30 protein-coding genes and 1 tRNA gene are annotated in these 25,556 nt (G+C 63.4%); 13 read left to right on the top strand and 18 right to left on the bottom strand.

Annotated elements, in window-relative coordinates:
• Nucleotides 1-151 precede the first annotated feature (151 nt).
• The gene (locus ACV17W_RS13110; protein ID WP_462592763.1) at nt 152-1,069 is read left to right on the top strand and encodes a DMT family transporter; all 918 of its coding nucleotides are present in this window, start codon (nt 152-154) and stop codon (nt 1,067-1,069) included.
• 75 nt (nt 1,070-1,144) lie between these two features.
• On the top strand, nt 1,145-1,891 hold the full coding sequence (locus tag ACV17W_RS13105) for a sulfite exporter TauE/SafE family protein (protein ID WP_462592762.1): 747 nt from the start codon (nt 1,145-1,147) through the stop codon (nt 1,889-1,891).
• Between the two features lie 42 nt (nt 1,892-1,933).
• Here the strand turns inward: ACV17W_RS13105 and ACV17W_RS13100 are convergent, their stop codons facing one another.
• On the bottom strand, nt 1,934-2,836 hold the full coding sequence (locus tag ACV17W_RS13100) for a LysR family transcriptional regulator (RefSeq protein ID WP_462592761.1): 903 nt from the start codon (nt 2,834-2,836) through the stop codon (nt 1,934-1,936).
• 115 nt (nt 2,837-2,951) lie between these two features.
• Here ACV17W_RS13100 and ACV17W_RS13095 point away from each other — a divergent pair, with 115 nt between their 5' ends.
• From ACV17W_RS13095 to ACV17W_RS13060, 8 genes are all read left to right on the top strand, one after another.
• A complete protein-coding gene (locus ACV17W_RS13095; RefSeq protein ID WP_462592760.1) occupies nt 2,952-3,821 on the top strand; it encodes a TauD/TfdA dioxygenase family protein in 870 nt (289 codons plus the stop codon).
• Nucleotides 3,818-5,179, top strand: a complete 1,362-nt coding sequence (locus tag ACV17W_RS13090) for an acyclic terpene utilization AtuA family protein (protein ID WP_462592759.1) — start codon at nt 3,818-3,820, stop codon at nt 5,177-5,179. Before ACV17W_RS13095 ends, ACV17W_RS13090 begins: the two co-directional genes overlap by 4 nt.
• A complete protein-coding gene (locus ACV17W_RS13085; RefSeq protein WP_462592758.1) occupies nt 5,176-5,490 on the top strand; it encodes an AtuA-related protein in 315 nt (104 codons plus the stop codon). Before ACV17W_RS13090 ends, ACV17W_RS13085 begins: the two co-directional genes overlap by 4 nt.
• A complete protein-coding gene (locus ACV17W_RS13080) occupies nt 5,487-6,488 on the top strand; it encodes a 2-hydroxyacid dehydrogenase (protein WP_462592757.1) in 1,002 nt (333 codons plus the stop codon). Before ACV17W_RS13085 ends, ACV17W_RS13080 begins: the two co-directional genes overlap by 4 nt.
• Nucleotides 6,485-7,297: an HpcH/HpaI aldolase family protein gene (locus tag ACV17W_RS13075; protein WP_462592756.1), complete on the top strand. Its 813-nt coding sequence runs from the start codon at nt 6,485-6,487 to the stop codon at nt 7,295-7,297. The genes ACV17W_RS13080 and ACV17W_RS13075 overlap by 4 nt, the downstream gene beginning before the upstream one ends.
• Before the next feature lie 58 nt (nt 7,298-7,355).
• Nucleotides 7,356-8,276 carry an SMP-30/gluconolactonase/LRE family protein gene (locus ACV17W_RS13070; RefSeq protein ID WP_462592755.1) on the top strand — a complete coding sequence of 307 codons (921 nt, stop codon included), beginning with the start codon at nt 7,356-7,358 and terminating at the stop codon, nt 8,274-8,276.
• Between the two features lie 24 nt (nt 8,277-8,300).
• A complete protein-coding gene (locus tag ACV17W_RS13065; protein ID WP_462592754.1) occupies nt 8,301-9,272 on the top strand; it encodes a Bug family tripartite tricarboxylate transporter substrate binding protein in 972 nt (323 codons plus the stop codon).
• Nucleotides 9,273-9,411: 139 nt separating this feature from the next.
• Nucleotides 9,412-10,410: an alpha/beta hydrolase gene (locus tag ACV17W_RS13060; protein ID WP_462592753.1), complete on the top strand. Its 999-nt coding sequence runs from the start codon at nt 9,412-9,414 to the stop codon at nt 10,408-10,410.
• A gap of 71 nt (nt 10,411-10,481) precedes the next feature.
• On the opposite strand, the gene ACV17W_RS13055 is transcribed toward ACV17W_RS13060, so the two are convergent.
• The 3 genes from ACV17W_RS13055 to ACV17W_RS13045 all read right to left on the bottom strand — a co-directional run bounded on the left by ACV17W_RS13055 (nt 10,482) and on the right by ACV17W_RS13045 (nt 13,976).
• The gene (locus ACV17W_RS13055) at nt 10,482-11,336 is read right to left on the bottom strand and encodes an IclR family transcriptional regulator (protein ID WP_462592752.1); all 855 of its coding nucleotides are present in this window, start codon (nt 11,334-11,336) and stop codon (nt 10,482-10,484) included.
• A gap of 200 nt (nt 11,337-11,536) precedes the next feature.
• A complete protein-coding gene (locus tag ACV17W_RS13050) occupies nt 11,537-12,295 on the bottom strand; it encodes an SDR family NAD(P)-dependent oxidoreductase (protein WP_462592751.1) in 759 nt (252 codons plus the stop codon).
• Between the two features lie 10 nt (nt 12,296-12,305).
• Nucleotides 12,306-13,976, bottom strand: coding sequence for a flavin-containing monooxygenase (locus ACV17W_RS13045; RefSeq protein WP_462592750.1), 1,671 nt, complete (start codon nt 13,974-13,976; stop codon nt 12,306-12,308).
• A 393-nt stretch (nt 13,977-14,369) separates the two neighbouring features.
• Between ACV17W_RS13045 and ACV17W_RS13040 the strand changes: the two genes are divergently transcribed.
• The gene (locus tag ACV17W_RS13040; protein ID WP_462592749.1) at nt 14,370-15,350 is read left to right on the top strand and encodes a Bug family tripartite tricarboxylate transporter substrate binding protein; all 981 of its coding nucleotides are present in this window, start codon (nt 14,370-14,372) and stop codon (nt 15,348-15,350) included.
• A gap of 80 nt (nt 15,351-15,430) precedes the next feature.
• On the opposite strand, the gene ACV17W_RS13035 is transcribed toward ACV17W_RS13040, so the two are convergent.
• The 6 genes from ACV17W_RS13035 to petA all read right to left on the bottom strand — a co-directional run bounded on the left by ACV17W_RS13035 (nt 15,431) and on the right by petA (nt 19,764).
• Nucleotides 15,431-15,506: transfer RNA gene (locus ACV17W_RS13035), tRNA-Thr, on the bottom strand.
• 72 nt (nt 15,507-15,578) lie between these two features.
• Nucleotides 15,579-16,019 carry a ClpXP protease specificity-enhancing factor gene (locus ACV17W_RS13030; RefSeq protein ID WP_462592748.1) on the bottom strand — a complete coding sequence of 147 codons (441 nt, stop codon included), beginning with the start codon at nt 16,017-16,019 and terminating at the stop codon, nt 15,579-15,581.
• An 18-nt stretch (nt 16,020-16,037) separates the two neighbouring features.
• Nucleotides 16,038-16,649 (bottom strand): glutathione S-transferase N-terminal domain-containing protein, encoded by a 612-nt coding sequence (locus tag ACV17W_RS13025; RefSeq protein ID WP_012247147.1) that lies wholly within the window; start codon nt 16,647-16,649, stop codon nt 16,038-16,040.
• Between the two features lie 148 nt (nt 16,650-16,797).
• The gene (locus tag ACV17W_RS13020; protein WP_462592747.1) at nt 16,798-17,649 is read right to left on the bottom strand and encodes a cytochrome c1; all 852 of its coding nucleotides are present in this window, start codon (nt 17,647-17,649) and stop codon (nt 16,798-16,800) included.
• 20 nt (nt 17,650-17,669) lie between these two features.
• Nucleotides 17,670-19,058 (bottom strand): cytochrome b, encoded by a 1,389-nt coding sequence (locus ACV17W_RS13015; RefSeq protein WP_462596545.1) that lies wholly within the window; start codon nt 19,056-19,058, stop codon nt 17,670-17,672.
• A 64-nt stretch (nt 19,059-19,122) separates the two neighbouring features.
• Nucleotides 19,123-19,764, bottom strand: a complete 642-nt coding sequence (gene petA, locus ACV17W_RS13010; protein ID WP_462592746.1) for a ubiquinol-cytochrome c reductase iron-sulfur subunit — start codon at nt 19,762-19,764, stop codon at nt 19,123-19,125.
• 137 nt (nt 19,765-19,901) lie between these two features.
• Between petA and mscL the strand changes: the two genes are divergently transcribed.
• On the top strand, nt 19,902-20,348 hold the full coding sequence (gene mscL / locus ACV17W_RS13005) for a large conductance mechanosensitive channel protein MscL (protein WP_462592745.1): 447 nt from the start codon (nt 19,902-19,904) through the stop codon (nt 20,346-20,348).
• A gap of 19 nt (nt 20,349-20,367) precedes the next feature.
• Here the strand turns inward: mscL and ACV17W_RS13000 are convergent, their stop codons facing one another.
• Nucleotides 20,368-21,144 carry a Nif3-like dinuclear metal center hexameric protein gene (locus tag ACV17W_RS13000; protein WP_462592744.1) on the bottom strand — a complete coding sequence of 259 codons (777 nt, stop codon included), beginning with the start codon at nt 21,142-21,144 and terminating at the stop codon, nt 20,368-20,370.
• A 19-nt stretch (nt 21,145-21,163) separates the two neighbouring features.
• On the opposite strand from ACV17W_RS13000, the gene ACV17W_RS12995 reads away from it, so the two are divergent.
• Nucleotides 21,164-22,330 carry a S1C family serine protease gene (locus ACV17W_RS12995; protein ID WP_462592743.1) on the top strand — a complete coding sequence of 389 codons (1,167 nt, stop codon included), beginning with the start codon at nt 21,164-21,166 and terminating at the stop codon, nt 22,328-22,330.
• On the opposite strand, the gene ACV17W_RS12990 is transcribed toward ACV17W_RS12995, so the two are convergent.
• The 7 genes from ACV17W_RS12990 to hisI all read right to left on the bottom strand — a co-directional run bounded on the left by ACV17W_RS12990 (nt 22,327) and on the right by hisI (nt 25,555).
• Complete coding sequence (locus ACV17W_RS12990; protein ID WP_462592742.1) at nt 22,327-22,752, bottom strand: helix-turn-helix domain-containing protein; 426 nt, start codon at nt 22,750-22,752, stop codon at nt 22,327-22,329. The two genes, ACV17W_RS12995 and ACV17W_RS12990, sit on opposite strands and share 4 nt — an antisense overlap.
• Nucleotides 22,753-22,850: 98 nt before the next feature.
• Nucleotides 22,851-23,657 (bottom strand): twin-arginine translocase subunit TatC, encoded by an 807-nt coding sequence (gene tatC, locus ACV17W_RS12985; RefSeq protein ID WP_462592741.1) that lies wholly within the window; start codon nt 23,655-23,657, stop codon nt 22,851-22,853.
• Entirely contained in the window at nt 23,654-24,106 is a 453-nt protein-coding gene (gene tatB / locus ACV17W_RS12980; protein WP_462592740.1) for a Sec-independent protein translocase protein TatB, read from the bottom strand. Before tatB ends, tatC begins: the two co-directional genes overlap by 4 nt.
• 75 nt (nt 24,107-24,181) lie before the next feature.
• Nucleotides 24,182-24,409: a Sec-independent protein translocase subunit TatA gene (gene tatA, locus ACV17W_RS12975; protein ID WP_462592739.1), complete on the bottom strand. Its 228-nt coding sequence runs from the start codon at nt 24,407-24,409 to the stop codon at nt 24,182-24,184.
• A gap of 18 nt (nt 24,410-24,427) precedes the next feature.
• A complete protein-coding gene (locus tag ACV17W_RS12970; protein WP_462592738.1) occupies nt 24,428-24,796 on the bottom strand; it encodes a histidine triad nucleotide-binding protein in 369 nt (122 codons plus the stop codon).
• A gap of 13 nt (nt 24,797-24,809) precedes the next feature.
• Nucleotides 24,810-25,154 carry a phosphoribosyl-ATP diphosphatase gene (locus ACV17W_RS12965; protein WP_462592737.1) on the bottom strand — a complete coding sequence of 115 codons (345 nt, stop codon included), beginning with the start codon at nt 25,152-25,154 and terminating at the stop codon, nt 24,810-24,812.
• Nucleotides 25,151-25,555 carry a phosphoribosyl-AMP cyclohydrolase gene (hisI, locus tag ACV17W_RS12960; RefSeq protein WP_462592736.1) on the bottom strand — a complete coding sequence of 135 codons (405 nt, stop codon included), beginning with the start codon at nt 25,553-25,555 and terminating at the stop codon, nt 25,151-25,153. Before hisI ends, ACV17W_RS12965 begins: the two co-directional genes overlap by 4 nt.
• Nucleotide 25,556: the final 1 nt, after the last annotated feature.

The raw sequence follows: 25,556 nt of genomic DNA, 5'->3' as shown, positions 1-25,556 counted from the left end.
ACCCGCCGCGAGCGTGCGCGCGATGGGTGGCCAGGCCGCCAAAAAAAGCGCAAGAACCGGCAATCGCGCGGCGGCCGTCCACCCTAGACTGCGGTTTTGCGGTACCCATGCCTGGGTGTGTGACCGCGCCATTTCCGCTGCGACTGCAATCGTGAACCTGTTTCTCTACCTGCTCACCGTACTGATCTGGGGTAGCACCTGGATCGCCATCAAGCTGCAGCTGGGCGAGGTCGCCATCGCGGTGTCGATCTTCTATCGCTTTGGGCTGGCCTCGGTCGTCATGCTGGCGGGGTTGATCCTGCTGGGGCGGCTGCAGCGCCTGGACCGCCGCGGCCACCTGCTTTGCCTGGGTCAGGGGCTGTGCCTGTTCTGCCTGAACTTCCTGTGTTTCTACAGTGCCACACAGTGGATATCCAGCGGGCTGGTCTCGGTGGTGTTTTCCGCTTCCACCATCTGGAACGCGCTCAATGCGCGATTGTGGTTCGGCACCCGCATCGCGCCGCGCGTGGTGGTGGGCGGGGTGTTCGGCCTGGCCGGCCTGTTGCTGCTGTTCTGGCCCGAGGTGGCAAACCAGCAGGCCAGCCACGAAACGCTGCTGGGGCTGGGGCTGGCGTTACTGGGAACCCTGTGCTTTTCCACAGGCAATATGCTGTCCGCCGCCCAACAGCGCGCAGGCATCGGACCGCTGACGGGCAATGCCTACAGCATGCTGTATGGGTCGTTGCTGCTACTGGCCGGGTGCGTCATGACGGGGCAGCCGTTCGGCTTCGATCCGTCGCCTGCCTACGTGGGGGCGCTGCTGTACCTGGCCTTCTTCGGCTCGATTGTCGGATTCACCGCATACCTGACCCTGGTGGGCCGTCTGGGACCGGCGCGAGCGGGATATTGCACGGTGTTGTTTCCCGTCGTTGCGCTCAGTATTTCGAGCGTGGTGGAGGGTTATCAATGGACGCTGGCGGCGGTGGCCGGGTTGGGGCTGGTCATGCTGGGCAACCTTCTGGTGTTCGCTCGCCGCGCTGCTGCACCGGCCGTTGCCAGCCCCGTGCCCATGGGCAAAGCGCCGGGCTGATCCGCTTGCCGGAGGCCGATGCACGTGGGCGCGCGCGAAGCGCGCTACACTCGCCACCGGTCTTCCGAGCAAACCATGTCATTCGTTCCTAGCGAGATCACCGCTGTCTTTGCCGCCGTGCTGGTGGCAACGAGTTTTCTCACATCGGCCCTGACGGCCGCCATGGGACTGGGTGGGGGCGTGGCCATGCTGGCGGTGCTGAGCCTCGGCCTGCCGGTCACCAGCGTGCTGCCGGTGCATGGGGTCGTACAAGTCGGGTCGAACGCAAGCCGGGTCATCATCCAGTGGCGCCACCTTGTGCGGCCCGTGCTGCTGTGGTTTGCCCTGGGCAGCCTGGCCGGCATCGCGCTGGGCGCATCGGTAGTGATCAGCATTCCCGACGCTGTCGCCAAATGGGCGCTGGCGCTGTTCATTCTGTGGTCGGTGTATCGCAAGAAATCCAGCGCCACGGCGCAAAGCCGGGGCAAAACGTATTTCGTGGTGAGCGGGGTGGTGTCCAGCTTCTGCACCATGATCGTCGGCGCGACCGGGCCGCTGGTCGCCGCCCTGCTGGCCCGCACGGGCCTGGTCAAGCAGCCGCTGGTGGCTACGCACGCCGCCTGCATGGTGATCCAGCATGGCATGAAGATTCTCGCCTTCGGCACGCTGGGCTTCGCCTATGCTCAATGGGCCCCGCTCATCGCCGCCATGATCGCCAGTGGCGTGGCCGGCACCTGGGTCGGCACGCGCGTGCTCGATAACCTGCCCGAGTCCGTGTTCAGGCTCGGCTTCAAGATCGTGATGACAGTCGTCAGCCTGCATATGATCTGGCAGACTTTCTGACCGCCCTGCGGCGCGGCGCTGTCGCGCTCGCCGGCAGCGGGCTCAGCGCTGCGCGGCCGGCCCTCGTCCCGTTTCTATCAATTGCCTCAAAGCGCTTGAAAAACGCAAGGTGGCTCGCGATTTGGGGCGGCTCTTCGGAAAAATCAGGCACAGCTGCAGTTCGACCTGCGGGCGGAAAGGCCTGAAAACGATGTCCGGCAGCGCGTACTGATTCGCGGTGGCCATGTCCACCAGGCCCACGCCTACGTCTTCGGCTGCCATCAGGCAGGCCGCAAGCGATGAATTGACTTCAATGGTGACCTCGGGCGTGGGCAGGCCGTGCAGCTCGCATGCCTCTTTCACGGCAACGCCAATGCGGGTCGACCGCCCGGTGGATACGATGGGGGTATTGACCAGATGCTGCGGCCCGAGCACCTTGCGTCTGGCGAGCGGCGACCGGCGGTGCACGGCACAGACGAGGTCCGAGGCGCCCAGCGGTTCCATCGTCACGGCGGGATCGCTGACGGGGCCGTAGACGAAACCGAGATCGACTTCCCGGCGCGCGACCCGTTCGATTGCGATGGCGGTGGGCAGCGATTGAATCGTCACCTGCCCGCTTCTGACCCCAATCTTGGCGATGGCCTTCGCCATGTACGCATTTACCAGAGTGGGTGACGCCGCGATCGCCAGGCGCCCTGTCCGGCCGCCTCGCATTTCCTCCACGAGCCGGTTGAGCGTGCCGATGCGTCCGAAAATTTCCTGTACATCGGGGAACAGGTCATAGGCCTCGGGTGTAGGCTGCAGGCGTCCCGCGATGCGTTCGAAGAGCCGCAAGCCCAGTTGTTGTTCGGCATGCCGTAGAACGTTGCTGACGGCAGGCTGGGTCACGTTGAGCAGGTGGGCCGCTCCCGTGACCGATCCCGCTTGCATGATGGCGTAAAACACTTCGATGTGTCGCAGGTTCATAGTGGCGCCGACCGGCCAACCCATTTCGAAACGTGATAGGGTACAAAAAAATAATCATTGGTAGCAAATGCCCTGGTCGCTCAGAATCGCTCCGTTCTAACTGTGGAGAGACACGATGAGCACGCAGACCGACAGGGATTTGCAGACGCGACCTTTGACCGGAATCGGACTGGGGTTGGAGATAAGCGGGATTGACCTGGGCGCCGACCTGCCGGCCGAATTGGTCCAGACCTTGCGAACGCTGTGGAGCCAGCATGCGGTCTTGGTCGTGCGCCACCAGAAACTGGATCCCGAGGGGTTCATGCGGGCGGCGCAGATTTTCGGTGAAATCCTGCCGCAGCAGCTGAGCAAGTTCTCGCTTCCCGACTATCCCCTGGTAGGAACGATATCGAGTCGTGACTTGCCTGTACGCGACGGAAAAATCCATGTGCGAGGCGAGAACTACCACACCGACCATTCGAACTTTCGTGAGCCGCCCATCGGCACGATGCTCCACGCCATCGAGCTTCCGTCACGGGGCGGCGATACGCAATTCGTGGATGTGCGAGCGGCGTACGACGATCTGCCTGCAGACCTGAAGGAGCGCATTGGGCCTCTGAGGTCCATGCACGTATACGAAAGCAGCCGCAGCCCCAGGAAGATGGCGGCGCTGACGCCCGAGCAGTTGGCGCAGATCGAGTCGTCGAGCCAGCCGCTTGTCATCGTGCATCCCACCAGCGGCCGCCCCGCGCTTTACCTGAACACCGGCCGCATGGAAGGCATAGAGGGCATGCCGGCCGATGAAGGCTATGCGCTCATCAATCAGCTGTACGAGCATTCGACGCAGCCGCGTTACGAGTATCGGCATCGGTGGCAGCCGGGCGATTTTGTGCTTTGGGACAACCGCAGCGTCATGCATCAGGCGAACGCGGATTTCGACCCGAGCGAGTACCGGTACCTTTATCGCCTGATGCTCAAGGGCGATGCGTTGAAGGGGTTGCAATGAGCAAACCGTCAGGGCGGACGGTGCGCATAGGCGCCGGCGCGAGCTTTGCCGACGATCGAATTGCACCCGCCGTCGAACTGGCCGAGCGCGGTCAGCTGGACTACCTTGCGTTCGAGTGCCTGGCCGAACGCACGGTTGCCCGGGAGAACCAATCCAGGCTCAAGAATCCCAAGCTGGGGTATACGCCCAGGTTGCTGGACAGAATGCGGCTGGTGTTGCCGGTGGCGCTCAGGAACCGTGTGAAGATCATTACCAACATGGGCGCAGCCAATCCCCTGGCCGCCGTCGAGTTGGTGCACGATTTCGCGGCGCAAGCGGGCGCAGGGCCTCTGCATTCGGCGGCGGTACTGGGCGACGACGTCACAGAGTTGCTGCGCCAGCATCCGGAACTGCGCCTGATGGAGTCGGGCGAGCCGCTCGAACAGCTGCTTCCTCGCCTGGTGAGCGCGAACGCCTACTTGGGAGCAGACGTGATCGTCAGGGGTCTGGCGACCGGCGCGCAGCTGGTGGTCACGGGGCGGGTGGCCGATCCTTCCCTGTACCTGGCTGCAGCAATGCATCACCACGGCTGGCGCTATGACGACTGGAGCCGGATCGCCGCAGGGACTGCGGCCGGGCATCTGCTTGAATGTTGCGCTCAGGTCACGGGCGGCTGCTTCGCGGCTCCGGGGCGCAAGGCGGTGCCCGACCTGGCACGCCTGGGCTTCCCGTATGTCGATATGGACGCGGATGGCAATTTCTCGATCAGCAAGCTGAAAGAAGCCGGCGGACGCGTCGATCTGGCCACCTGCAAAGAACAGCTGCTCTATGAACTGCATGACCCGGCCTCCTATATCACTCCCGATTGCGTGCTCGATGTCACTGAACTCGAAATGCAACAGGTGCAGCCCGACCGGGTGGCCATTACAGGCGCGAGGGCCCGGCCACGCACCGATACCTACAAAGTGACCGTGGGGTACACCGATGGGTACATCGGCGAGGGGCAGATCTCCTATGCGGGGATCGATGCCGTGGCTCGCGCGGAAATGGCCGCCGAGATCGTGCAGCAGCGACTTTCCGATGCCGGACATCGATACAGCGAGGTACGGGTCGATCTGATCGGCATAAACAGCCTGCATGGCAAGCGCGCGCTGGATGCGGACCCTTACGAAGTGCGCTTGCGCATCGCCGCCCGCACCGATGAGCGTAAGGCGGCAGAGGCCGTGGGTTTCGAGACCCGCGCCTTGCATGTCAATGGACCTGCCGGCGGCGCCGGAGGGTCCGATCCGCTGGTCAAGGAAGTGCTGGCCGTGCAATCGGTACTGTGTCCGCGCAGCCGCGTTGATCCGCAAGTCTCCATTCGGGAGTTCCGCTCATGATTTGTGTAAACGATCTGGCGCACGGCCGGGCCGGCGACAAAGGCAACACCTCCAACATTTCAGTCATTGCATTCGACGGTCCCGCGTGGGATGTGCTTCGCGAACAGTTGACTACCGCGGTGGTCGAGCGCGCTTTTGCACACATTACGTCCGGCCCGGTGCTCCGTTATGAATTGCCGCGCTTGCGTGCATTGAACTTCGTGATTCATGGCGCGCTTGGCGGCGGAGTGACCCGTTCGTTGGCTCAGGACGCACATGGAAAGTCACTGTCGAGCTTGATGATGGCCATAGAACTTCCAGGTGCGGCATGACGGACTCGCGAACGTACCTCGTCACCTTCATGGATGTTCTTGCCCCGGCTGTGCAACGAGCGATCCTGGCGATTTTCAAGCCGCCATTTCAGGTCAGGTTCGCCGAGAACTACGATGCTGCGCATCAGGCCGAGCTCTGCCGCGACGCGGACTTCCTGGTGCCGGGCTGGGCGCAGCTCACCGGCGACATGCTCGAGTCCGCCAAGCGCGTGCGCGCCGTGCACAAATGGGGAATCGGCGTGGATCGTATCGATGTGCCAGCCGCCGCCCGCCTGGGAATACCTGTCTTCATCACGGCCGGGTCGAATGCCGGGCCGGTGGCCGAGCTGGCAATAGCGTTGATGCTGGGGGTGTACCGACGCCTTTATTACGTGAATCGCGAGATGCGTGCCGGCAAGTGGCCGAAATCCGAAATGCGGGAGACCTGCTTCCAGATCCATGGCAAACGCATTGGACTCGTGGGTTTCGGCAATATCGGGCGAAAACTGGCGCGCCGACTCGCGGGCTTCGACCCCAGCGCCATTGTCTATGCGGATGAGTACGCGGCGCCAGCCGAAGTCGAGCAGGCTTTGGGTGTACGCCGAGTCGACCTGCCGGAACTGTTATCCACCTGCGACATTGTGAGCCTGCACGCCCCGTTCAACGACAGTACGCGTCATCTCATCAACGACGCCGCGATCAGGCGCATGAAGAAAGGCGCTGTACTGATCAATACCGCGCGGGGCGAGCTGGTCGATGAGCTTGCGCTGGTCGAAGCCCTGAAGCGGGGACACCTGCTTGGCGCGGGACTGGATGCTTTCGACCCCGAGCCGCCGGATGCGGACAATCCCTTGTTGAAGCTGGACCAAGTCGTTGTGACCCCGCATGCGGGCGGCGGGGTGTTCGACAACGTCGCGCCGGTCGCGGCTCATGTGCAGAGGAATCTGCTGAGCTTCATCGCCGGTGAGCCCATCGCACGGCAAGATGTCATAGTGGCAGTTGAACAGAGGACACCATGAGCAAAGCGAATGACGAGCTTCCCGTCTTGACCAATCCATTGATGGATCGCCTGCGCTCGGGCGAGCTGGGCCTGTCGATGATCGTGAAGCAGGTACAGAGCGTGGACATCGCAATTGCCGCGCACACCGCCGGATACGACGCCATCAATGTGGATCTTGAACATTCGGTGATTCCCGAGTCCGCCGCTGCCCAGATCTGCCTGATGGCGCAGCAGATCGGCGTGACGCCGCTGGTGCGCGTGCCGACACTCGATGGCCATTACATCAATCGCATCCTGGACGCCGGGGCGATGGGCATCGTCGCCCCGCATGTGGAATCGGCGGATGACGCGCGTCGTGTGGTGCGCGCCGCCAGGTTCGCGCCGGAGGGCGAACGGTCGGTGTCCAGCGGCTGGCCCCAACTGGGGTATCGCAATTTTGCTGCACCCGTGGCTCGCAAGGCGCTGGACGCGGCCACGACCGTCATCGTGATGCTGGAGTCGCCGCAGGCCATTGAACGTGTCGATGAAATAGCCGCCGTACCGGGAATAGATGTTCTTCATGTTGGAACGTCCGACCTCTGCGACGCGATGAGTATTCCGGGGCAGTTCGGCCATGAGCGCGTCTCGGAATGCCTGCGGCACGTCGTCGACGCCTGCCGCCGCCATGGACGTTATGCAGGCTGCGGCGGCCTGGGCAACAACCCCGAGGTCATGGAGTCGATGCTGGCATTGGGCGTGCGTTTCCTGACCGGTGGCAATGAATGGAGTTTCATGTTGGCCGAGGCCTCCCGGCGCGCGCGTATGCTGCGCGGGCTTCGTATCGCCTAGGCGTCACCTTATCGACACCTGACACGTGAAGACATATTCACAAGAACGAGGAGAAATCATGCGAGTGGTCGCAGAAGACCTATGGTTCCCGGAAGGCCCCGTGTGGGTGGGAGACGGCAGCCTGCTGGTCGTGGAAATCCGGCGCAGGACGCTGACGCGAATCTTTCCGGATGGACGCAAGCACATCGTTGCAGAGCTGGGGGGCGGGCCGAATGGCGCGGCGATGGGGCCGGATGGCCACTGTTACGTGGCGAACAACGGCGGCTTTTCATTCCGTCAGCGCGCAGACGGGCGATGGGTCACCTCGGGCACTCCGGAAGACTACAAGACCGGCCGGATCGAACGGGTCAATATCGAGACGGGCAAGGTCGAGGTGCTGTACGACAAGATCGACGGGCGCAATATTCGCGGTCCGAATGACCTGGTGATCGACGCCGAGGGCGGCATCTGGTTTACCGATCCCGGCAAGACCCGGCATCGCGACTGGGATAGGGGAAGCATCTGCTACGCCCGGATGGACGGCTCCGGGGTGGAAGAAAAAATCTTCCCGATCCATAAGCCGAATGGCATAGGCCTGTCGCCTGACGGGCGAACGCTCTACGTAGCCGAAACGGAAACGGCCCGCTTGTGGGCATGGGATCTGGCAGGCCCCGGGAAGCCGGCGGCCGAGCCTGTGGCATCGCCCGCTTCGCCCCACGGCAGCCGTCTGGTCTATGCGAGTCCGGTGTATCAGCGCTTCGACTCGCTTGCCGTGCAGGCGGACGGCGCGGTCTGCATCGGCACGCTGGACCGTGGCGGCATCACGACCGTGAACGCCGACGGCACGGCGAGTTTCCAGGCCGTCGAGGGTGACACGCACATCACCAACCTGTGTTTTGGCGGTGAGGGCATGCGCAAGGTCTACGTCACGCAATCTTATGCGGGACGGCTGGTGGAGATTGACTGGCCCCACGCCGGCCTGCCGCTTTTTCAGATCTGACCATAACTATATTAGGAGAGACAGATGCATTCCATCGTGAAGAAGAGCCTGCTCGGGCTCTGGGGGATTTGTATGGCGTTTGCGGTATCGGCGCAGACCGACTACCCGAACCGGCCCGTGCGGCTGCTGGTGGGCTATTCGCCCGGTGGCGCCACCGATCTGCAAGCCCGGATGTTGGCCGAAGGACTGCAGAAGCAGCTGGGTCAGCCGTTCGTCGTAGAAAACCGGCAGGGCGCCTCGGGGGTGCTTGCCGCGCAGACGTTGAAGGGCCTGCCGGCCGATGGCTATACCCTGATGGTTGCCACATCGGGCGCAATGGCCATACCGCAGAACTTCCAGCAGTTGCCTTACGAACCTCTGACGGACTTCGTGCCCGTGGCCCAGATCGTCGCGAACGACCTGGTCATGATCGTCAACAACAAGTCCCCGGCGCAGGATCTCGACGGATTCATACGCCTGGTGAACAGTGAGAAAGGCCGCTACAGCTACGGCGTGTCGGGACATGGTTCCATCACGCACGTTGCCGGCGAGCGTCTCAAGGGCGCACTCAATATCGACATGCAGGTGGTGCCTTATCGTGGTGATTCGATGGCCTTCGCCGATACGATGGGCGGATCGGTTCCGGCGTCTTTCGTTGCGATGCCCTCTGTATCCGAGGCCGTGAAGTCGGGGCAAGTCAGAGCCCTGTTCGTCACCGGTTCCAAGCGGCTCGCGGCCTTCCCGCAACTGCCGACCCTGGCTGAACTGGGTCACCCGGACTTCGTCATGAGTTCATGGATTGCGGTGTTCGCGCCTGCCGGAACGCCGGAACCGGTGGTGCGCAAGCTTTCCGACGCGATCGGCAAGGTGATGGCGGATCCGGGTGTGGTGCAGAAGCTGGAAAGCACGGGCTCGCGTGTCGAGTTCCGTGACCAGACCGCTTTCGCCGAATTCTTCCGCGATGAAGTTGGCAACTTCGCGAAGATCATCCGCGACGCGAGGATCTCCGCCAAGTAACCCGGCGTCCGCCCATCGCCTGGAACCCGCCCGCGAGTCTTCGCGGGCTTTTGCGCACTGACGAGCGAGGCCGGAGGCCTTGGGCTGAACACGCCAGCGATGCAACATCGGTGGTCATTCGCGCCATGCCCTTGGTATAGTGAACGCTCTAATTGATTCGAGCGGCCGCACCACGATGGCTTACGACCCGGGTATTCAAGCGTACGTCGATCGTACGCGCAGTGCGTTGGGCAACATGGCGGATCTCGGCGCGCTCACGCTGGCGCAGCGCCGCGCTCGCGCCGATCGCGCTGCGGCGCTGATCGGCGAGCCTTATCCCGAATCGCTCGAAGTCAACGACACCTATATTGTCTTGCCGGGGCGCGAGCTGCTGGTACGCGTGTATCGCCCGCGTGCGCAGGCGCCGCTGCCCGCCATTGTGTACCTGCACGGCGGCAGTTTCATGGCCGGCAGTCCCCAGGGCCATGACTTCATTACGGCCAGCCTGGCTTGCAACACGGGTGCTCAGGTGCTGAGCGTGCATTACCGCCGCGCGCCCGAGAACCCTTATCCCGCTCCCACCGATGATGCGTACGCCGCGTTGTGCTGGGCGGCCCGCGACGCCGACATGCTGGGCGTCGACCCCGGACGCATTGCCGTGGCCGGCGACAGTGCCGGCGCCAACCTGGCGGCCGCATGCGCTCTGCTGGCACGCGACCGCAACGGCCCGGCGCTGCGCATGCAGGCGCTGGTATACCCGACGCTGGATGCCGACTTCGATACGCCGAGCTATTTGAATAATACGCAGGACGCCTTCCTGACCCGCGATGCCATGATGGCTGCGCTGGATGCGTTCCTGCCGGCGCCGTGCGACCGCGACGACGGCTACGCGCTACCCCTGCGTGCCGCCAGCCATGCGGGGCTTCCCCCCGCCTACCTGTTGCTGGCCGATCATGACCCCCTGCTCGACGATGGCCTCCGCTACGCCGACAAGCTGCGCGCTTGCGGGAACCCCGTGCAACTGCGTATTGGCAAAGGCATGATCCACGGGTTCTTGCGGGCGCGCCGCTTGAGCCCGGCGGTAGACGCCGAGTTCCATCAGATGTGCGCGGCGTTGCGGCAGGCGCTGGACCTTCCTGAACCCGCCGAGCGCTGGTAGCGCTTGGCCGACGGCCCGGCGGGGGCAAGGCACTGCATTGCTGCCCGCGCAGACCCGCGACCGCCGTGCCGCTAGGCCAGCCGCAGGCGGCCCAGTTCGGGGGACATGCGGTCGGCGAACGCCAGCATCGCTTCGGCGACTTCGGCGATTTTCTGCTCGTTCATGGTGTAGCTGAAATTCGCCGCGGTCAGCACCAAGGCCAATGGCCCCTGCTGCGAGAAAATGGGAACGGCAATCTGGGTCAGTCCACTGCGGCGGTTGCCTTGGTCCAGCGCGTAGCCGCGTTCACGCGTGGCATGCATGCGTTCGACATATTCTACGAAGGTGGGCCGGCGGAACCATTCGGTCTGGCCGAACTCGGCTTCCACGAACTCGGGCGACGCGCCCGAGAAGGCAGCCATGACCAGGCCCGAAGCGCCCGAGAACCTGGGCGACCGGCGCCCGACACTGAAGTAACTGTCAACGCGGAACCCGCCGCCGACGAAGTCGAGCAGTACCAGGTCGTAGCTTTTTTCCACTTTTGCCAGGGCCACTGTCACGCCCACCCGCTCGGCGAGCGAAAACATCTCGGGTCTCACCACATCCAGCAGGCCGCTGGTTCGCAGCACGCCGTGCGCCAGCTCCAGCACCATGATCCCGATGCTGTAGGTCTGGTCGCGTTCGTTGTACGCCACCATGCCCTCGCGCTGCAGCGTGCGCAGAATGTTGAAAGCCGTGCCGCGGTGCAGGCCGGTCTCGCGGGCGACTTCGCTGGCCCGCAGCGGGCGCTGCGCCTGGTGCAGGGAGCGCATGACGGCCAGCCCAGAGATAATGGCCCCGACGGGTTTGCCGACCACGCGGTCCGGCGGGCTTTCGTTGGCGGCTTTCGCGGCCGTGTCGGGCATGGTCGCTTGTGGCTTCGGCGTGGACGGTTGCGCGGTGGTCAAGATGATGTTTCCCAGTGACGGTCCGATGGAACAAGCGCTGGACAGCTGCGGAATATAGCTGTTTTCCCTAGAAAACTGCCCAGCGAATTCGGGGAACAATAATAACTCGTCGCGACGTACTGTCTTTCCTGGGGGTGCCATGCTTCCGAATGAGGGTATATAGGCAAGGCACGTGAGAGCCGGGCTGCCCCGGTGGGCCGTCAGGGGTGCAAAGGAACCCCCGCGGTTGCCCCGCCATCCACGGCGAGGGCGGTACCTGTGATGAACGCTGCCTCGTCCCCGCACAAGAAGGCGATGGCGTGCGCCACATCGGCCTCGGTGCAAAGCCGGCCCAACGGTGTGGTGGCCGACAGCGCGAACCCCCCCTGCGCGGGGCGTTGCAGCAAGTTGTCGGTCAATGGCGTCTTGAGCATGCTCGGGCACACGCAATTGACGCGTATGTTGCGAGGCGCTGTTTCCAGGGCCAGCGTGCGCGCCAGGAACTGCAAGGCCACTTTGGATGCGGCATAAGCGCCGTTGCCGGACTTGGGCCGTTGGCCCGACGATGAGGATACGGCCACGATGGAGCCACCCCTCGACGAGAAACGCGGCAGCGCGGCCTGCACACAGCGCCAGAAGCCTTTGGTGTTGACGTCGAAGGTCAGGTCGTAGTCGTCATCGGTCAGTTCGGCCAGCGTGGCGGGCAGCAGCACACCGGCCGTAAATACCAGCACATCGATGTCGCCATGGCGCGCCACGCCCGTGGCGAACGCCTGGTCGATGCTGGCGCGCTCCCGGACATCGGCGGCCAGGGCCAGCACCTGCGGGCCCGGACCCTCCAGTGCGCTGGCGGCGTGCTTCAAGCGGGACTCGTCGACATCGACGATCGTCACGGCGTCGCCGCGGCTGACGAAATACCGCGCTGTTTCCAGGCCTATGCCGGAGGCCCCGCCTGCAACGAACACGCTCTTGCGTTTCATGACCGTTCCTTCAAGAGTCGCCGCTGGCCATGCAAGGCGTGCGTCGCAGGTCGAAGCCGCGGTAGCCGGCGGCCACCACGTCTTCGCAGACCTTGATGTACGCAGGCATACCTGCCACGTAGGGCATGAATACGCGCGGCTTGCCCGGAACATTTGCCCCCACGTACCAGGAGTTGGTCGCCCTGGGGAACAAGGTGGCGTTGGCCACGTCGTTTACATGGCGCACCCACATATCTTCGGCCTCGGCGGTCGGTTCAATCGTGGCGATATCGTGCTGGTCCAGGTAGGCCAGGCAGTCGGATATCCATTCGATATGCTGTTCAATCGCGGTCACCATGTTGGCCTTGACCGAGGGGCTGCCCGGACCCGTCAGGATGAACAGGTTCGGAAAGCCATGCACCATCAAGCCCAGGTAGGTTGCAGGGCCGGATGCCCACTTGTCGCGCAGGCGCATGCCGCCACGCCCCGTGATCGAGACTTCATTGAGCGCGCCGGTCATGGCGTCGAAACCCGTGGCGAAGGCAATGGCGTCGACTTCATACTCGGCATCGGTCGTGCGCACGCCGTGCTCTGTGATGTCGACGATGGGCGTGCGCCGAGCATCAACCAGCTTGACGTTGTCGCGGTTGAAAGTCTCGTAGTAGTCCGTGTCGACACACAAGCGCCGCGAGCCGATCGGATGATCGCGGGGAATGAGGATGTCACGGGTGGCGGGGTCTTTCACTATCGAAGCGATTTTCTGGCGCACGAAGGAGGCAAGCGTTTCGTTCGCGGCTTCATTGCGCATCAAGTCGGTAAAGGCCCCCATCATGCGCGCGCTTCCGCCCTTCTGCCACAGCGCTTCGTAGACGCGCAGCCGGTCTTCATCAGGCAGTTCCAGCGCTGACCTGGTGGGAATCGGCACGCGCGACATGCCGGAATTCTGCCGGCGCGCGGCTTTGCGCAGGGCCGGATAATTTGCCTTCTGTGCGCGTTCTTCTTCTTCGGGCATGCGATGGTTGCGCGCCGGCACGCTGAAGTTGGCGGTGCGCTGGAACACGGTGACCATACTGGCCTGGGCGGCAATCTTGGGCAGCATCTGCACGCCCGTGGCGCCCGTGCCGATCAGGGCGACGCGTTTGCCGGTGAAGTCGACGCCCTCTTTCGGCCACCTCGCCGAATGGTGCCATTCGCCCTTGAAGCCCTCGATGCCGGCGAAATCCGGGATACGCGGCGCCGACAGGTTGCCGCTGGCCATGATGCAGAATCGGGCCTCGACCGAGGGCCCCTGGCTGGTGGACACCACCCAGACGTTGCGGTCCGAGTCGTATCGCATGCCCAGCACGCGCGTTTCGAAGCGAATATGCGGGCGCAATTCGAATCGGTCGGCCACATGGTTCAGGTACGCCAGAATTTCCGGCTGCTCGGCATAGCGGTGCGACCAGCTCCATTCCTGCTGCAGTTCGTTCGAGAACGAGTACGAATAATCCAGGCTTTCCACATCGCACCGTGCACCGGGGTAACGGTTCCAGAACCAGGTGCCGCCCACGCCTTCGGCGGCTTCGATGCACTGAACCCGCAGGCCCAGTGCCCGCATTCGGTATATCGCGTACAGCCCGCCGAAGCCGGCGCCTACCACCAGCACATCGACCTGCGCGCGTTCGGCTTGCTCTGCTGGCTTGCAGGGGGGTACTTCGGACATCTTTCCTCCGTGGGGTGGAACGCCGGCTCGACCGCCCTGCAGTGCGCGGGACGGATCTGGAGCAGGCCTTGGGAATGATGGTAGTGGACGCAGCCGTCGTTTGCAATAGATATCGAACGTCTTCCATAGAAGACGTTTGCAGCTCGGTTGTCTTTTCCCTTGGTGGCAAAGGGCGGACTGATCAGACGCAGCGCTTGGATCGGACTGTGTCGCCCTCGAAGCGCTCAGGAGGCGGCGCCATCGCCGTCGTAGCGGCAAAGCGGTTCTCAATAGAAGACCATTATTTTCTTTGCATTTAATTTGTTCTTTTGTATAGTCGCTTCACGACCCAGTCCGAGCCGCGACCATAATGCGGACGCCAGGCGGGGCCGCCACCCTGAGGAGGGAACCGAAATGAAATTCCTAGCCAGCCTGTCAGTAGGCATTTGGTCTGCGTGGTTGTGGTTCTCTCCGGCCGCCCACGCCAGTGACTTTCCCAACCGGCCCGTCACGTTCGTGGTGGGGTATGCCCCGGGTGGAGGCACCGATATCGTGGCGCGCAGCGTGGCCGATGTGCTCTCGCGCAAGTGGGGGCAGCAGGTCATCGTCAGAAACCGTCCAGGCGGCACCGGCGTAATCGGCATTCGCGAATTAAAGGGGGCGGCGCCCGACGGCTACACGTTGGGGGTGTGGACGGACTCAGATGTCGGCAACGCCGCCGTACGCGACGACCTGGGTTACGACCTCGTGCAGGACTTCGACCACATCAGCCAGCTTGCTGCCGGCGGAACGGTGCTGGTCGTGAACCCGTCGCTGCCGGTCAAGACCTTTGACGAGTTCGTGGCGTACGCGAAGAAGAACCCTGGCAAGGTGAATTTTGCCGTGGTGTCGGGCGGAGGCATGCACCTGGACAGCCTCAGAATCGAAGCCGCTGCCGGCATCAGGAACGCGATCATCGGCTACCCCGGAACCGGTCCAGCCCTTACCGACGTGGTGGCAGGCCATAGCGACGCGCTGGTGTTGCCGCTGGGCGCGGCCCTTCCATTCATCAAGAGCAACGGCGTACGCATTCTCGCGGTGGGTTCCGCCCAGCGGTGGCCTGGTTTGCCTGACGTGCAGACTTTGTCGGAAAGCATTCCGGGCCTGGAAAGCACGTTTTTCTATGGCCTGGTCGGCCCGAAAGGCATGCCCGAACCGCTGAAGGCAGAGATCAATGCCGCTGTGCAGGATGTGCTGAAAGATCCGGCCCTGGGCGCAAAGTTCGAATCCATGGGCTTCATCCCCACCGGAAACTCGCCCAGCGAATTCAAAGAGGTTCTCGCCACAAAGTTGAAAGCGTCGCGCATTGCCGCAGAACAGACCGGGCTGAAGCAAAGCCTGCAGCAAAAGAAATAAAACCGCGCATCTTGAAGCGGCCGGGCCGTCTGGCGAGATTTGCCAGGCGGTTTTTTATGGACGGTGATGCGGGTGGGATCTGGTGCCGGTGAAAGGAATCGAACCCTCGACCTTCTCATTACAAGTGAGCTGCTCTACCAACTGAGCTACACCGGCGGATGCGGCGCCGGACGGACCCGGCGCGCGAAAGGACTGTATTGTAAATAAAAGCGGGGGACGCCGCCGAGACTACTTCACGATGGTCAGGTGCGGGCGCTTGGGCTCGTCGTCGCCCGTGGACGGGGCGTCGGGCGCCGCGGCATCGAGGGTGTCGGTGGCGCTGGCATCGGCACCTTCTTCGCGGCTGGGAGGTTCGTAGGGTTGAACCTCAAAACCCATGCCCGCCCCGGTTTCGCGCGCGTAGATTGCGCTGACCGAGCCTACTGGCACCAAGACGTTTTCGGTCACGCCGCTGAACCGGGCCTGGAATTCGATGAATTCATTGCCCAGCACCAGCTTGTTGGTGGCCAGCGTGCCCACGTTGAGCGTGATCTGGCCGTCGCGCACATGGGCAAGCGGCACCAGCGTGTGCTCGTCGACTTGCACGGTGATATATGGCGTGTAGCCGTTATCGGTGCACCATTCGTGCAATGCTCGCAGAAGATACGGTTTGGTGGAGGTTTCACCCATGTGTACAACCCTTGCCGCTTAGCGACGCATGACTTTTTCGGACGGCGTGAGCGCTTCGATGTAAGCCGGGCGCGAGAAAATGCGTTCGGCGTACTTCTGCAGCGGTGCGGCGTTCTTGGGCAGCTCGATACCGTAGTGGTCCAGGCGCCACAGCAGCGGAGCGACCGCCACGTCGAGCATCGAGAATTCGTCGCCCAGCATGTACTTGTTCTTCAGCAGCAGCGGGGCCAGCTGGGCCAGGCGGTCGCGAATGTTCTGGCGCGCCGTGGCGAGCTTCTTCTCATCCGGCTTGGCGCTGCGGTCTTCGAGCGTGGAAACGTGCACGAACAGTTCCTTCTCGAAGTTGTAGAGGAACAGTCGGGTGCGCGCGCGCATGACGGGGTCGGCCGGCATCAGCTGCGGATGCGGGAAACGCTCGTCGATGTACTCGTTGATGATGTTCGATTCGTACAGCACCAGGTCGCGCTCGACCAGGATGGGCACCTGACCGTACGGGTTCATGACCGAGATGTCTTCGGGCTTGTTGTACAGGTCGATATCACGGATTTCGAAGTCCATGCCTTTTTCGAACAGCACAAAGCGGCAGCGTTGCGAAAAGGGGCAGGTGGTTCCGGAATAGAGCACCATCATGGCGGTAAGTCCTTGTATGAAAAGCGAAAGGCCAGCGCTGCTTAATCTAGCAAACGCTGGCCCCGATTGCCAGGGTGGAACGGGCGTGCCGCCCTATCGGGTGGGTGTTGCCGCCCGCGGAGGGCGGCAACCAGGCCGGGCGTAAAAATCAGCGCACGTGCTTCCAGAAAGAGGCGTTCAGGCGCCAGGCCACAACCAGGAACAGGCCCAGGAACAGCAGCACCCAGACGCCCAGTTGCTTGCGGAACTGCTGGTTCGGCTCGGCCATCCAGGCCAGGAACGCCGTCAGGTCGGCGACGTCGTTGTCGTAGGCAGCAGACTTGGCGGGGTCGAGGCTCTTGAACTTGGATTCGACCGAGGCGTGGCCGCGATAGCCGGCGACGGGTTCGGTCTTGACCGAGGCATAGCCCTGGGCATCATAGGTGGTGGTGACGCGTTCCCAAGCCTGTTCGCCGTCTTTGCCCACGCGGTGCATCGCCACGGTGGTGAGCTCGCGCGGGCCTTGGTCTTGCCACATCACGTGAGGCATGCCCACGCTCGGGAAGACCAGGTTGTTCCAGCCCGTGGTGCGGGCGGTGTCGCGGTAGAACGTGCGCAGGTAGGTGTAGACGTAGTCGGCGCCCGAGGGGCCGGCGTTGACCGATTTGGCGCGCGCAATGACGGAAAGGTCGGGCGGCACCGTGCCGAACCAGCGCTTGGCGTCTTGCGGCGTCATGGCGATGGTCATCAGGTCGCCGACCTTCTCGCCGGTGAACAGCAGGTTTTCCTTGATTTGCTGGTCGGTCAGGCCGATGTCCTGCAGCTTGTTATAGCGCATGGCCGATGCGCTATGACAGTTCAGGCAGTGGTTGACGAACAGCTTCGCGCCGTTTTGCAGGGCCGCGACGTCGTTCAGACGGTTGGGCGCCTTTTCGAGAGGGAAGCCGCTTTCCGCGGCGTACGTGGCCGTACACGCAAGCGTGAATGCAACGGCACCAATCAGCTTCTTGATCATGGTCATTCCGTAATGGGTACGTGGGCTCAGTGGGCTTGGAACGTTACGCGGTCGGGGACCGGCTTGAACGTACCCAGGCGGCTCCAGATGGGCATCAGGAAGAAGAAGCCCAGGTAGATCAGCGTGCCGATCTGCGACATGAGGTTGTACACGTCGGTAGGAGCCTGCGTGCCCAGGAAACCCAGCACCAGGAAGTTGACAATGAAGATGCCGTAGAGCCACTTGTGCCACGTGGGACGGTAGCGGATCGACTTGACCGGCGAATGATCGAGCCAGGGCAGGAAGAACAGGATCACGACTGCGCCACCCATGGCCACAACGCCCCAGAACTTGGCGTCGATGACGCGCAGCAGGACGGCGACGATGATCAGCACGGCAGGCACGGCAATGCGCGGGAAGCCCTTGAGGTTGCTCTTGAGCAGCAGCGCAATGGCGCCCAGCACGGCGGCTCCGGCCAGGACCCACGTGAATTCTGCCGTGGTGGCGCGCAGCATCGAGTAGAACGGCGTGAAGTACCACACCGGCGCGATGTGCGGCGGGGTCTTCAGCGGGTCGGCCGGCAGGAAGTTGTTGTATTCCAGGAAGTACCCGCCCATTTCGGGGGCGAAGAACACGATGGCCGCGAAGACGATCAGGAAGCCCGCCACGCCGACGATGTCGTGCACCGTGTAGAACGGGTGGAACGGAATGCCGTCTTTCGGGTTGCCGCGCTTGTCTTTCGGGCCTTGCTTGATTTCAACGCCGTCCGGGTTGTTCGAGCCGACTTCGTGCAGGGCGACGATGTGCGCCGCGACCAGACCGATCAGCACCAGGGGGATGGCGATGACGTGGAAGGCGAAGAAGCGGTTGAGCGTGGCGTCGGACACGACGTAGTCGCCTCGGATCCAGATGGAGAGCTCGGGTCCGATGAAGGGAATGGCCGAGAATAGGTTCACGATGACCTGGGCGCCCCAGTACGACATCTGGCCCCAGGGCAGCAGATAGCCGAAGAACGCTTCGCCCATCAGGCACAGGAAGATGGCCACGCCGAAGATCCAGACCAGTTCGCGCGGCTTGCGGTACGAGCCATAGAACAGCCCCCGCAGCATGTGCAGGTAGACCACCACGAAGAACATGGACGCGCCGGTGGAGTGCATATAGCGCACCAGCCAGCCCCACGGCACTTCACGCATGATGTACTCGACCGACAGGAACGCGCGTTCGGCGTCGGGCTTGTAGTGCATGACGAGGAAGATGCCGGTAACGATCTGGATCACCAGCACCAGCAGTGCCAGGGATCCGAAGAAATACCAGAAATTGAAATTCTTGGGCGCGTAGTACTCGGACAGGTGCGCTTTCCAGGTAGAGGTCACCGGGAAGCGCCGGTCCAGCCAGCCCAAGAGGCCTGTTGTCTCGACGGTTTTTTCGCCAGCCATCATGGCTCCTTCTATACGAAGCGTATTTTGCTAAGGTCGGGGGAAAGGTGATGCGCGATGCGCGTCAGGCCTTGTTGTCTTCGTCAACCCCGACGATGATGCGGGTGTCGCTCAGGTATTGGTACGGCGGGACTTCGAGGTTGTCGGGCGCGGGCTTGTTCTTGTACACGCGGCCGGCAAGGTCGAAGGTGGAGCCGTGGCAAGGGCAGAAGAAACCGCCTTCCCACGAGGCCGGCAGGCCGGGGCCGGGGCCGGTGGCGAAGTCGGCGGTCGGCGAGCAGCCCAGGTGGGTGCAGATGCCCACGCAGACGAACAGCTCGGGTTTGCGCGAACGGTATTCGTTCTTCGCGTATTCGGGGGTGTATCCGGGGCGATCGGAGTTCGGATCGGCCAGGTAAGGATCTTGTTCCTTGATGCCGGCGAGCTGGTCTTCGGACCGGCGCAGGATCCATACCGGCTTGCCGCGCCACTCGACGGTGCGCATCTGACCGGGAGCCAGATCGGCCACCTCGACTTCGACTGGAGCACCCGCCGCGCGCGCCTTTTCAGAAGGGGCGAAGGTGCTGACAAACGGAACAGCGGTTGCCACACCAGCGACACCGCCCACCGCACAGGCGGTGGTTACCCAGAAACGGCGCGAAGGATCCGGCGGGAGGTTGGGATCAACCGCACCGTCGTCGTCATGCACCAGCGTATCCTGACTCATCTTCCTATCCTTGTTGATGCGCCCGCACTCCCGTAGCATCAGGCTTGCAGCATCCGTTTTGCGGAGATATGTAACAACATAGCAACCGCGTATTATAGCGCCTGCCCAGTATGGGGCGAACGACGTTAGGAGCATTCATGAGCAAAGCATCTGGTTTCCTCAAGGAATTTCGCGATTTCGCCGTCAAGGGCAACGCTATGGACCTCGCCGTTGGCGTGATCATCGGCGCGGCTTTCAGCAAGATCGTCGACTCGGTTGTGAAAGACCTCATCATGCCCGTGGTGAACTTCGTGCTGGGGGGATCGGTCGATTTTTCCAATAAATTCCTTGTGCTGTCCATGCCCGATGGCTACACCGGCCCCATGACCTACGCCGACCTGACCGCCGCGGGCGCGACGGTATTGGCCTGGGGAAATTTCGTCACCATTCTTATCAATTTCATCTTGCTGGCCCTGGTGGTGTTCATCATCGTCAAGACCATCAATGGGGCGCGCCGCAAAGAAGAAGCCGCGCCGGCCGCCCCCGCCGCCCCGCCGGAAGACCTGGTGGTGTTGCGCGAGATCCGCGACCTGCTCCGGAAATAAGCGGCGGGCGGGGGCAGGCCTAGACGGGGTTGTCGATGTCGACGAACTCGACGCGGATATCGAATTGCCGCGCAATGGCTTCGCCCAGGGCCTGTACGCCGTACCGCTCGGTGGCGTGGTGGCCCGCGCCTATGAACGCCGTGCCGGTTTCGCGGGCCAGGTGCACCGTGGGTTCCGAGGCTTCTCCGGTAATGTAGGCGTCGGCACCCGCTTCCACCGCATCGGCCAGCATGCTCTGCGCCGCGCCGGTGCACCATGCGACGCGTTTCAGTTCGCGGCCCGGTTCCCCCACAACCAGCGGCGGACGGCCCAGGCGCTGCTGCACCCGCTGTGCAAGCGCCTGCACGTCGTCCAGGCCGGGCGCCGTGCCCAGCCAGATCAGGTTGTCGGGGCCGCAGGTCAGCGGTGCCCCCGCGGCGTCGCATTCAGGTTCCAGGCCCAGCATCCGTGCCAGTTGCGCGTTGTTGCCCCACTGGGGGTGGGCGTCCAGCGGCAGGTGGTAGGCGAACAGGTTCAGTTCGTGTTGCAGTACCAGCGCCAGCCGGGTGCGGCGCGTACCGCGCACACGCGGGTCTTCGTTTTTCCAGAACCAGCCATGATGCACCAGCACGGCGTCGGCGCCGCGTTCGACCGCGGCGCGCAATAAGGCCTCGGAGGCCGTCACGCCGGTGATAATGTGGCCTACGCGCGGTTTGCCTTCAACCTGCAGGCCGTTGGGACAGTAATCTTTGAATCGCGGCGCTTGCAGCGTGGCGTCGAGCCAGGCCGCCAGTTCGCGGGTGTCGATCGTTTTCATTGCCTACCTTGTCAGGATCATGCGTCGCTATTGGCTGATATTCGCTCAGGCCGTCACGGTGTGTCTGGCCATTTTATTCGTGGTGACCACCCTGCGCCCCGATTGGCTGCGCATGTCCGCCCCTGCCACGGGCCCCCTGGAGCTCCCCTCGCCTTCGGCGGCGGCGACGTCGCCCGCCACCGCATCGTACGCCGCCGCATCGTACGCCGCGGCCGTAGAGAAGGCGGCTCCGGCCGTGGTGAACGTCTTTACCTCGAAGCATGTCAACGTTCCTCTGGTTCCTTTGCCCGACGACCCCGTGCTGCGCCAATTGTTCGGGCAGGTGCCGAGCCTGAACCGGCGCGAGGCGTCTACCAGCCTGGGCTCCGGGGTGATCGTCAGTGACGAAGGCTATGTGTTGACGAACTATCACGTCGTCGAGGCCGCCGACGCCATTGAAGTGGCGCTGGCCGACGGGCGTCGCGGCGGCGCCAAGCTGGTCGGCGCCGACCCGGATACCGACCTCGCCGTGCTGAAACTCGATATGCGCCCCCTGCCCGTGGCGGCCCTGGCCGACGATCGCAGCCTGCGTGTGGGCGATGTGGTGCTGGCCATCGGCAACCCCTTCGGCGTAGGCCAGACCACCACGCAGGGAATTGTCTCCGCGCTGGGACGCAACGGCCTGGGCATCAACACTTACGAGAACTTCATCCAGACCGACGCGGCAATCAATCCCGGCAATTCGGGCGGCGCGCTGATCGATGCCCAGGGCAGGCTCGTGGGCATCAATACGGCAATTTATTCCGAATCCGGGGGCTCGTTGGGCATCGGCTTTGCCATTCCCATCGACGCGGCGCGCAAGGTGATGGATGACATCATCAAGACCGGCACGGTACGCCGCGGTTGGCTGGGCGTCGAGCCGCAGGACATCACCCCCGAACTGGCGCGCGCGTTCGGCTTGCCGGCCAGTACGCATGGCGTCGTGATCGCCGGCGTGATCCGCAACGGCCCGGCCGGCAAGGCCGGTTTGCGGGTGGGCGACATCGTGCAGGCGATCAACGGTACCCCCATGAGCGATACCGTGGCCATGCTGCGTTTTATCGCCGGTGTGCAGCCCGGTGAAAAGGCGAGCCTGCGCATCTTGCGGGACGGCAAGGCCCGCGACGTGACGGTGGTGGTCGGGACGCGGCCAGTGCGGCCGCGCTAAGGCTTGCGGGGCGCGCCAGGCGCCGCCTGTTGCGCTTGCTGCGCCGACTGCGTCGGCGCGGCCTGGGCAATCAGCCGCACGATGGCCACGATTTTCTTGCGAGCGTCGGGCGGCAGTCTATCCATCAAGACGTGTAGTTCGGCACTGTAGCCATCTATGCCGGACGGGGTGCCGTGGACGGGCGCCGGCTGAGTAAAGTCTGGTGCGGGTGGGGAAGTAATGCCGTCGGCGAGCCACGGCACGGTGGTATGCAGCGCCAACGCCAGGCGCTGCAGCGTGCTGCGTGCAGGGGCGTAGGCGTCATCGCGCGACAGGATTCGATGGATGGACGATTGCGGCACCCCGGAAATGCGCGCCAGCTGGTTCTGGCTTCTGATGCCACGCCACTGCATCTGGGTGCGCAGGCGCTGTGCGAGTGTCATGCCCGACAATGTACCGAGCCCGCCGAAGCTCGGACAAGTGGCCCATTGGGGGTTTGTTTGCGCGCGATCACAAGGCCCGGGAACGTCGGGCGCTGGGTTCAACGCGGTTCGGTGAGATCGGCCGCGGCGTCGTCGGCTTCGTCGGGTTTACTGTTGGGGGTGACCAGGCGGGCGCAGATGAGACCGACTTCATACAACAGGCACAACGGCACGGCCAGCATGAACTGGCTGACCACGTCGGGCGGTGTCACGATGGCCGCGATGACGAAGGCACCCACCACCACGTAGCCGCGGGCGGCGCGCAGTTTTTGCAGGTCGACGATGCCCGTCTTGACGAGCAGGACCACTGCCACCGGCACTTCGAAGGTAATGCCGAAAGCCATGAACATGGTCATGACGAAACTGAGGTAGGCCTCGATGTCGGGGGCCGGCGTGATGGACTGCGGCGCAAACGTGGCGATGAAGTGGAATACCGTGCGAAACACGAAGAAATAACAGAACGCCATGCCCAGCATGAACAGCAGGGTGCTGGACAGGATGAGCGGCAGCGCCAGGCGTTTTTCGTGGCGGTACAGGCCGGGCGCTACAAACGCCCAGGCCTGGTACAGCACCACCGGAAGGGCCACCACGAAGGCGGCCATCAGGGTGACCTTCACGGGCACCATGAAGGGCGTGATGACGCCGGTGGCGATCATGCGGGTGCCTTCGGGAAGCGAGGCCAGCATGGGCTGCGCCAGCACGTCGTAGATGACCGAAGCGCCGGGGTAGATGAACAGCACCACGAATACGCCGATGACCGCCGCCACAGCCTTCATGAGGCGTGTGCGCAGCTCGACCAGATGCGAAATAAAGGTCTCTTGCGGCTGTTCCTGGTCGAGCTCGTCGTGCTTGGCTTGCTGGGTCACGGCGTGGTACCGGTTTTCGGTTGAACGGCAGAGGCGGTGTTGTCGGCCGCGGGGTCAGGGGAAGGATCGGCGGCCGGGGCGTCGGCCGGACCGGATGCGGCCATGTCGGGCGCCGCGGGGTCGGGCGCAGCCGGGGGCGTCGCGGCGCCCGAGACGGCTTGCGTGGCTTCGCGGGCGGTTTCGTTCAAGCCGCTGCGCAGCGAATTCTCAGTGTCGCGCAGCGAGCTCTGCATGCCGTGGGCCGCGTCGTCCATTTCGGACTTGAACTTGCGCAGTTCGTCGAGTTCGATTTCGCGCTGGATGTCGCCCTTGACGTCGTTGACGTAACGCTGCGCACGGCCGAGCAGGTGCCCGACGGTGCGCGCGACCTTGGGCAGCCGTTCGGGCCCGATGACGATCAGCGCGATGACGCCGATAATCATCAGCTCAGTGAAACTGACATCAAACATGCGACATCTGCTCGCTCAAAAGGGATGTGAAGCAATGCCGGGAGGCATTGCTTCGGAAGAAGCACACAAAGGCGGTCAGGGGTTGGTTTTCTCTTTGGCCTGGACGTCGATGGTGTCGTCGGCAGTTTTCTGCTGAGTGACCTGTTCGGCGGGCTTGTCGCCGTTGGCATCTTTCATGCCCTCTTTGAAGCCCTTGACCGCGCCGCCGAGGTCGCTGCCGATGTTGCGCAGTTTCTTGGTGCCGAATACGAGGGCAACGATGACCAGTACGATCAACCAATGCCAGATGCTGAAGCTACCCATGATGACGGTTCTCCGTGATTATGCGTTGGGAGCCATGCGCCCTTTCCAGGGACGCTGACCGCCGATGATATGGAAATGCAGATGAGGGACTTCCTGGCCACCGTCGACGCCGGAATTGGCCATCAGGCGGAAGCCCCCTTCCGGGCCCGGACGGCATCCGTGTTCGGATGCCAGGCGGGATGCCAGTGTGACCATTCTACCCAACCAGCCGGCATCGTCGGGGCCGACGTCCTGCAGCGAGACGACATGGCGACGCGGGATGAGCAGCAGGTGCACCGGAGCCGCGGGATTGATGTCGTGGAACGCGACGAATTCGTCGTCTTCGTGGACCTTCTTTGAAGGGATCTCGCCGCGGGCGATTTTGCAGAAGATACAGTTGTCGCTCATAAGGGTTCCATGCTCAGGATGCGGGGCGCCGTGCTTTTTCTTCCAGGCCGGACAGGCCTTCGCGGCGTGCCAATTCTGCCAGCACGTCTTCGGGCCGCAGATTGTAGTGAGTCAGGGTGACGAGGCAGTGAAACCAGAGATCGGCGGTTTCGCTGACGATGCGATCGGGCACGCCATCTTTGGCGGCCATGACCAGTTCGGTGGCTTCTTCGCCGATTTTCTTCAGGAAGGCATCGGGGCCCTTGGCCAGCAGCTTGGCAGAATACGAGGTCTGCGGGTCGCCGCCGCGATCGGGACGGCGGGTGGCCAGGGTATCGGCGATGCGGGCCAGAACGTCGGTGGACGAGGGGCTGCTCATTTGTAGATGTGTTCCGGGTCTTTCAGGACAGGATCGACCGTGACCCACGACGCACTGCCCGCCGGGCCTTCCAGCCGGCGAAAGAAACAGCTGGCGCGCCCGGTGTGACAGGCGATGCCGCCTTCCTGGTGAACCTTCAGCAAGATGACGTCGCCGTCGCAATCGAGGCGCAGGTCGTGCACCGTCTGGGTGTGGCCGGACTCTTCGCCCTTGCGCCAGAGCCGCTGCCGCGAACGCGACCAATACACGGCGCGGGCCGTGGCGGCGGTTTCGACCAGGGCTTCGCGATTCATCCAGGCCACCATGAGGATCTGGCCGGTGTCGGCATCTTGGGCAATGGCGGGAATCAGGCCTTGTTCGTCGAAGACGACGTCGGCCAACCAGGCGGGGTCGGTATACATG

Source organism: Bordetella sp. MIP270_01_BMS (genome assembly GCF_054958705.1).
The sequence above is the reverse complement of the archived record's forward strand: the minus strand, read 5'-3'. Positions and strand labels throughout refer to the sequence as shown.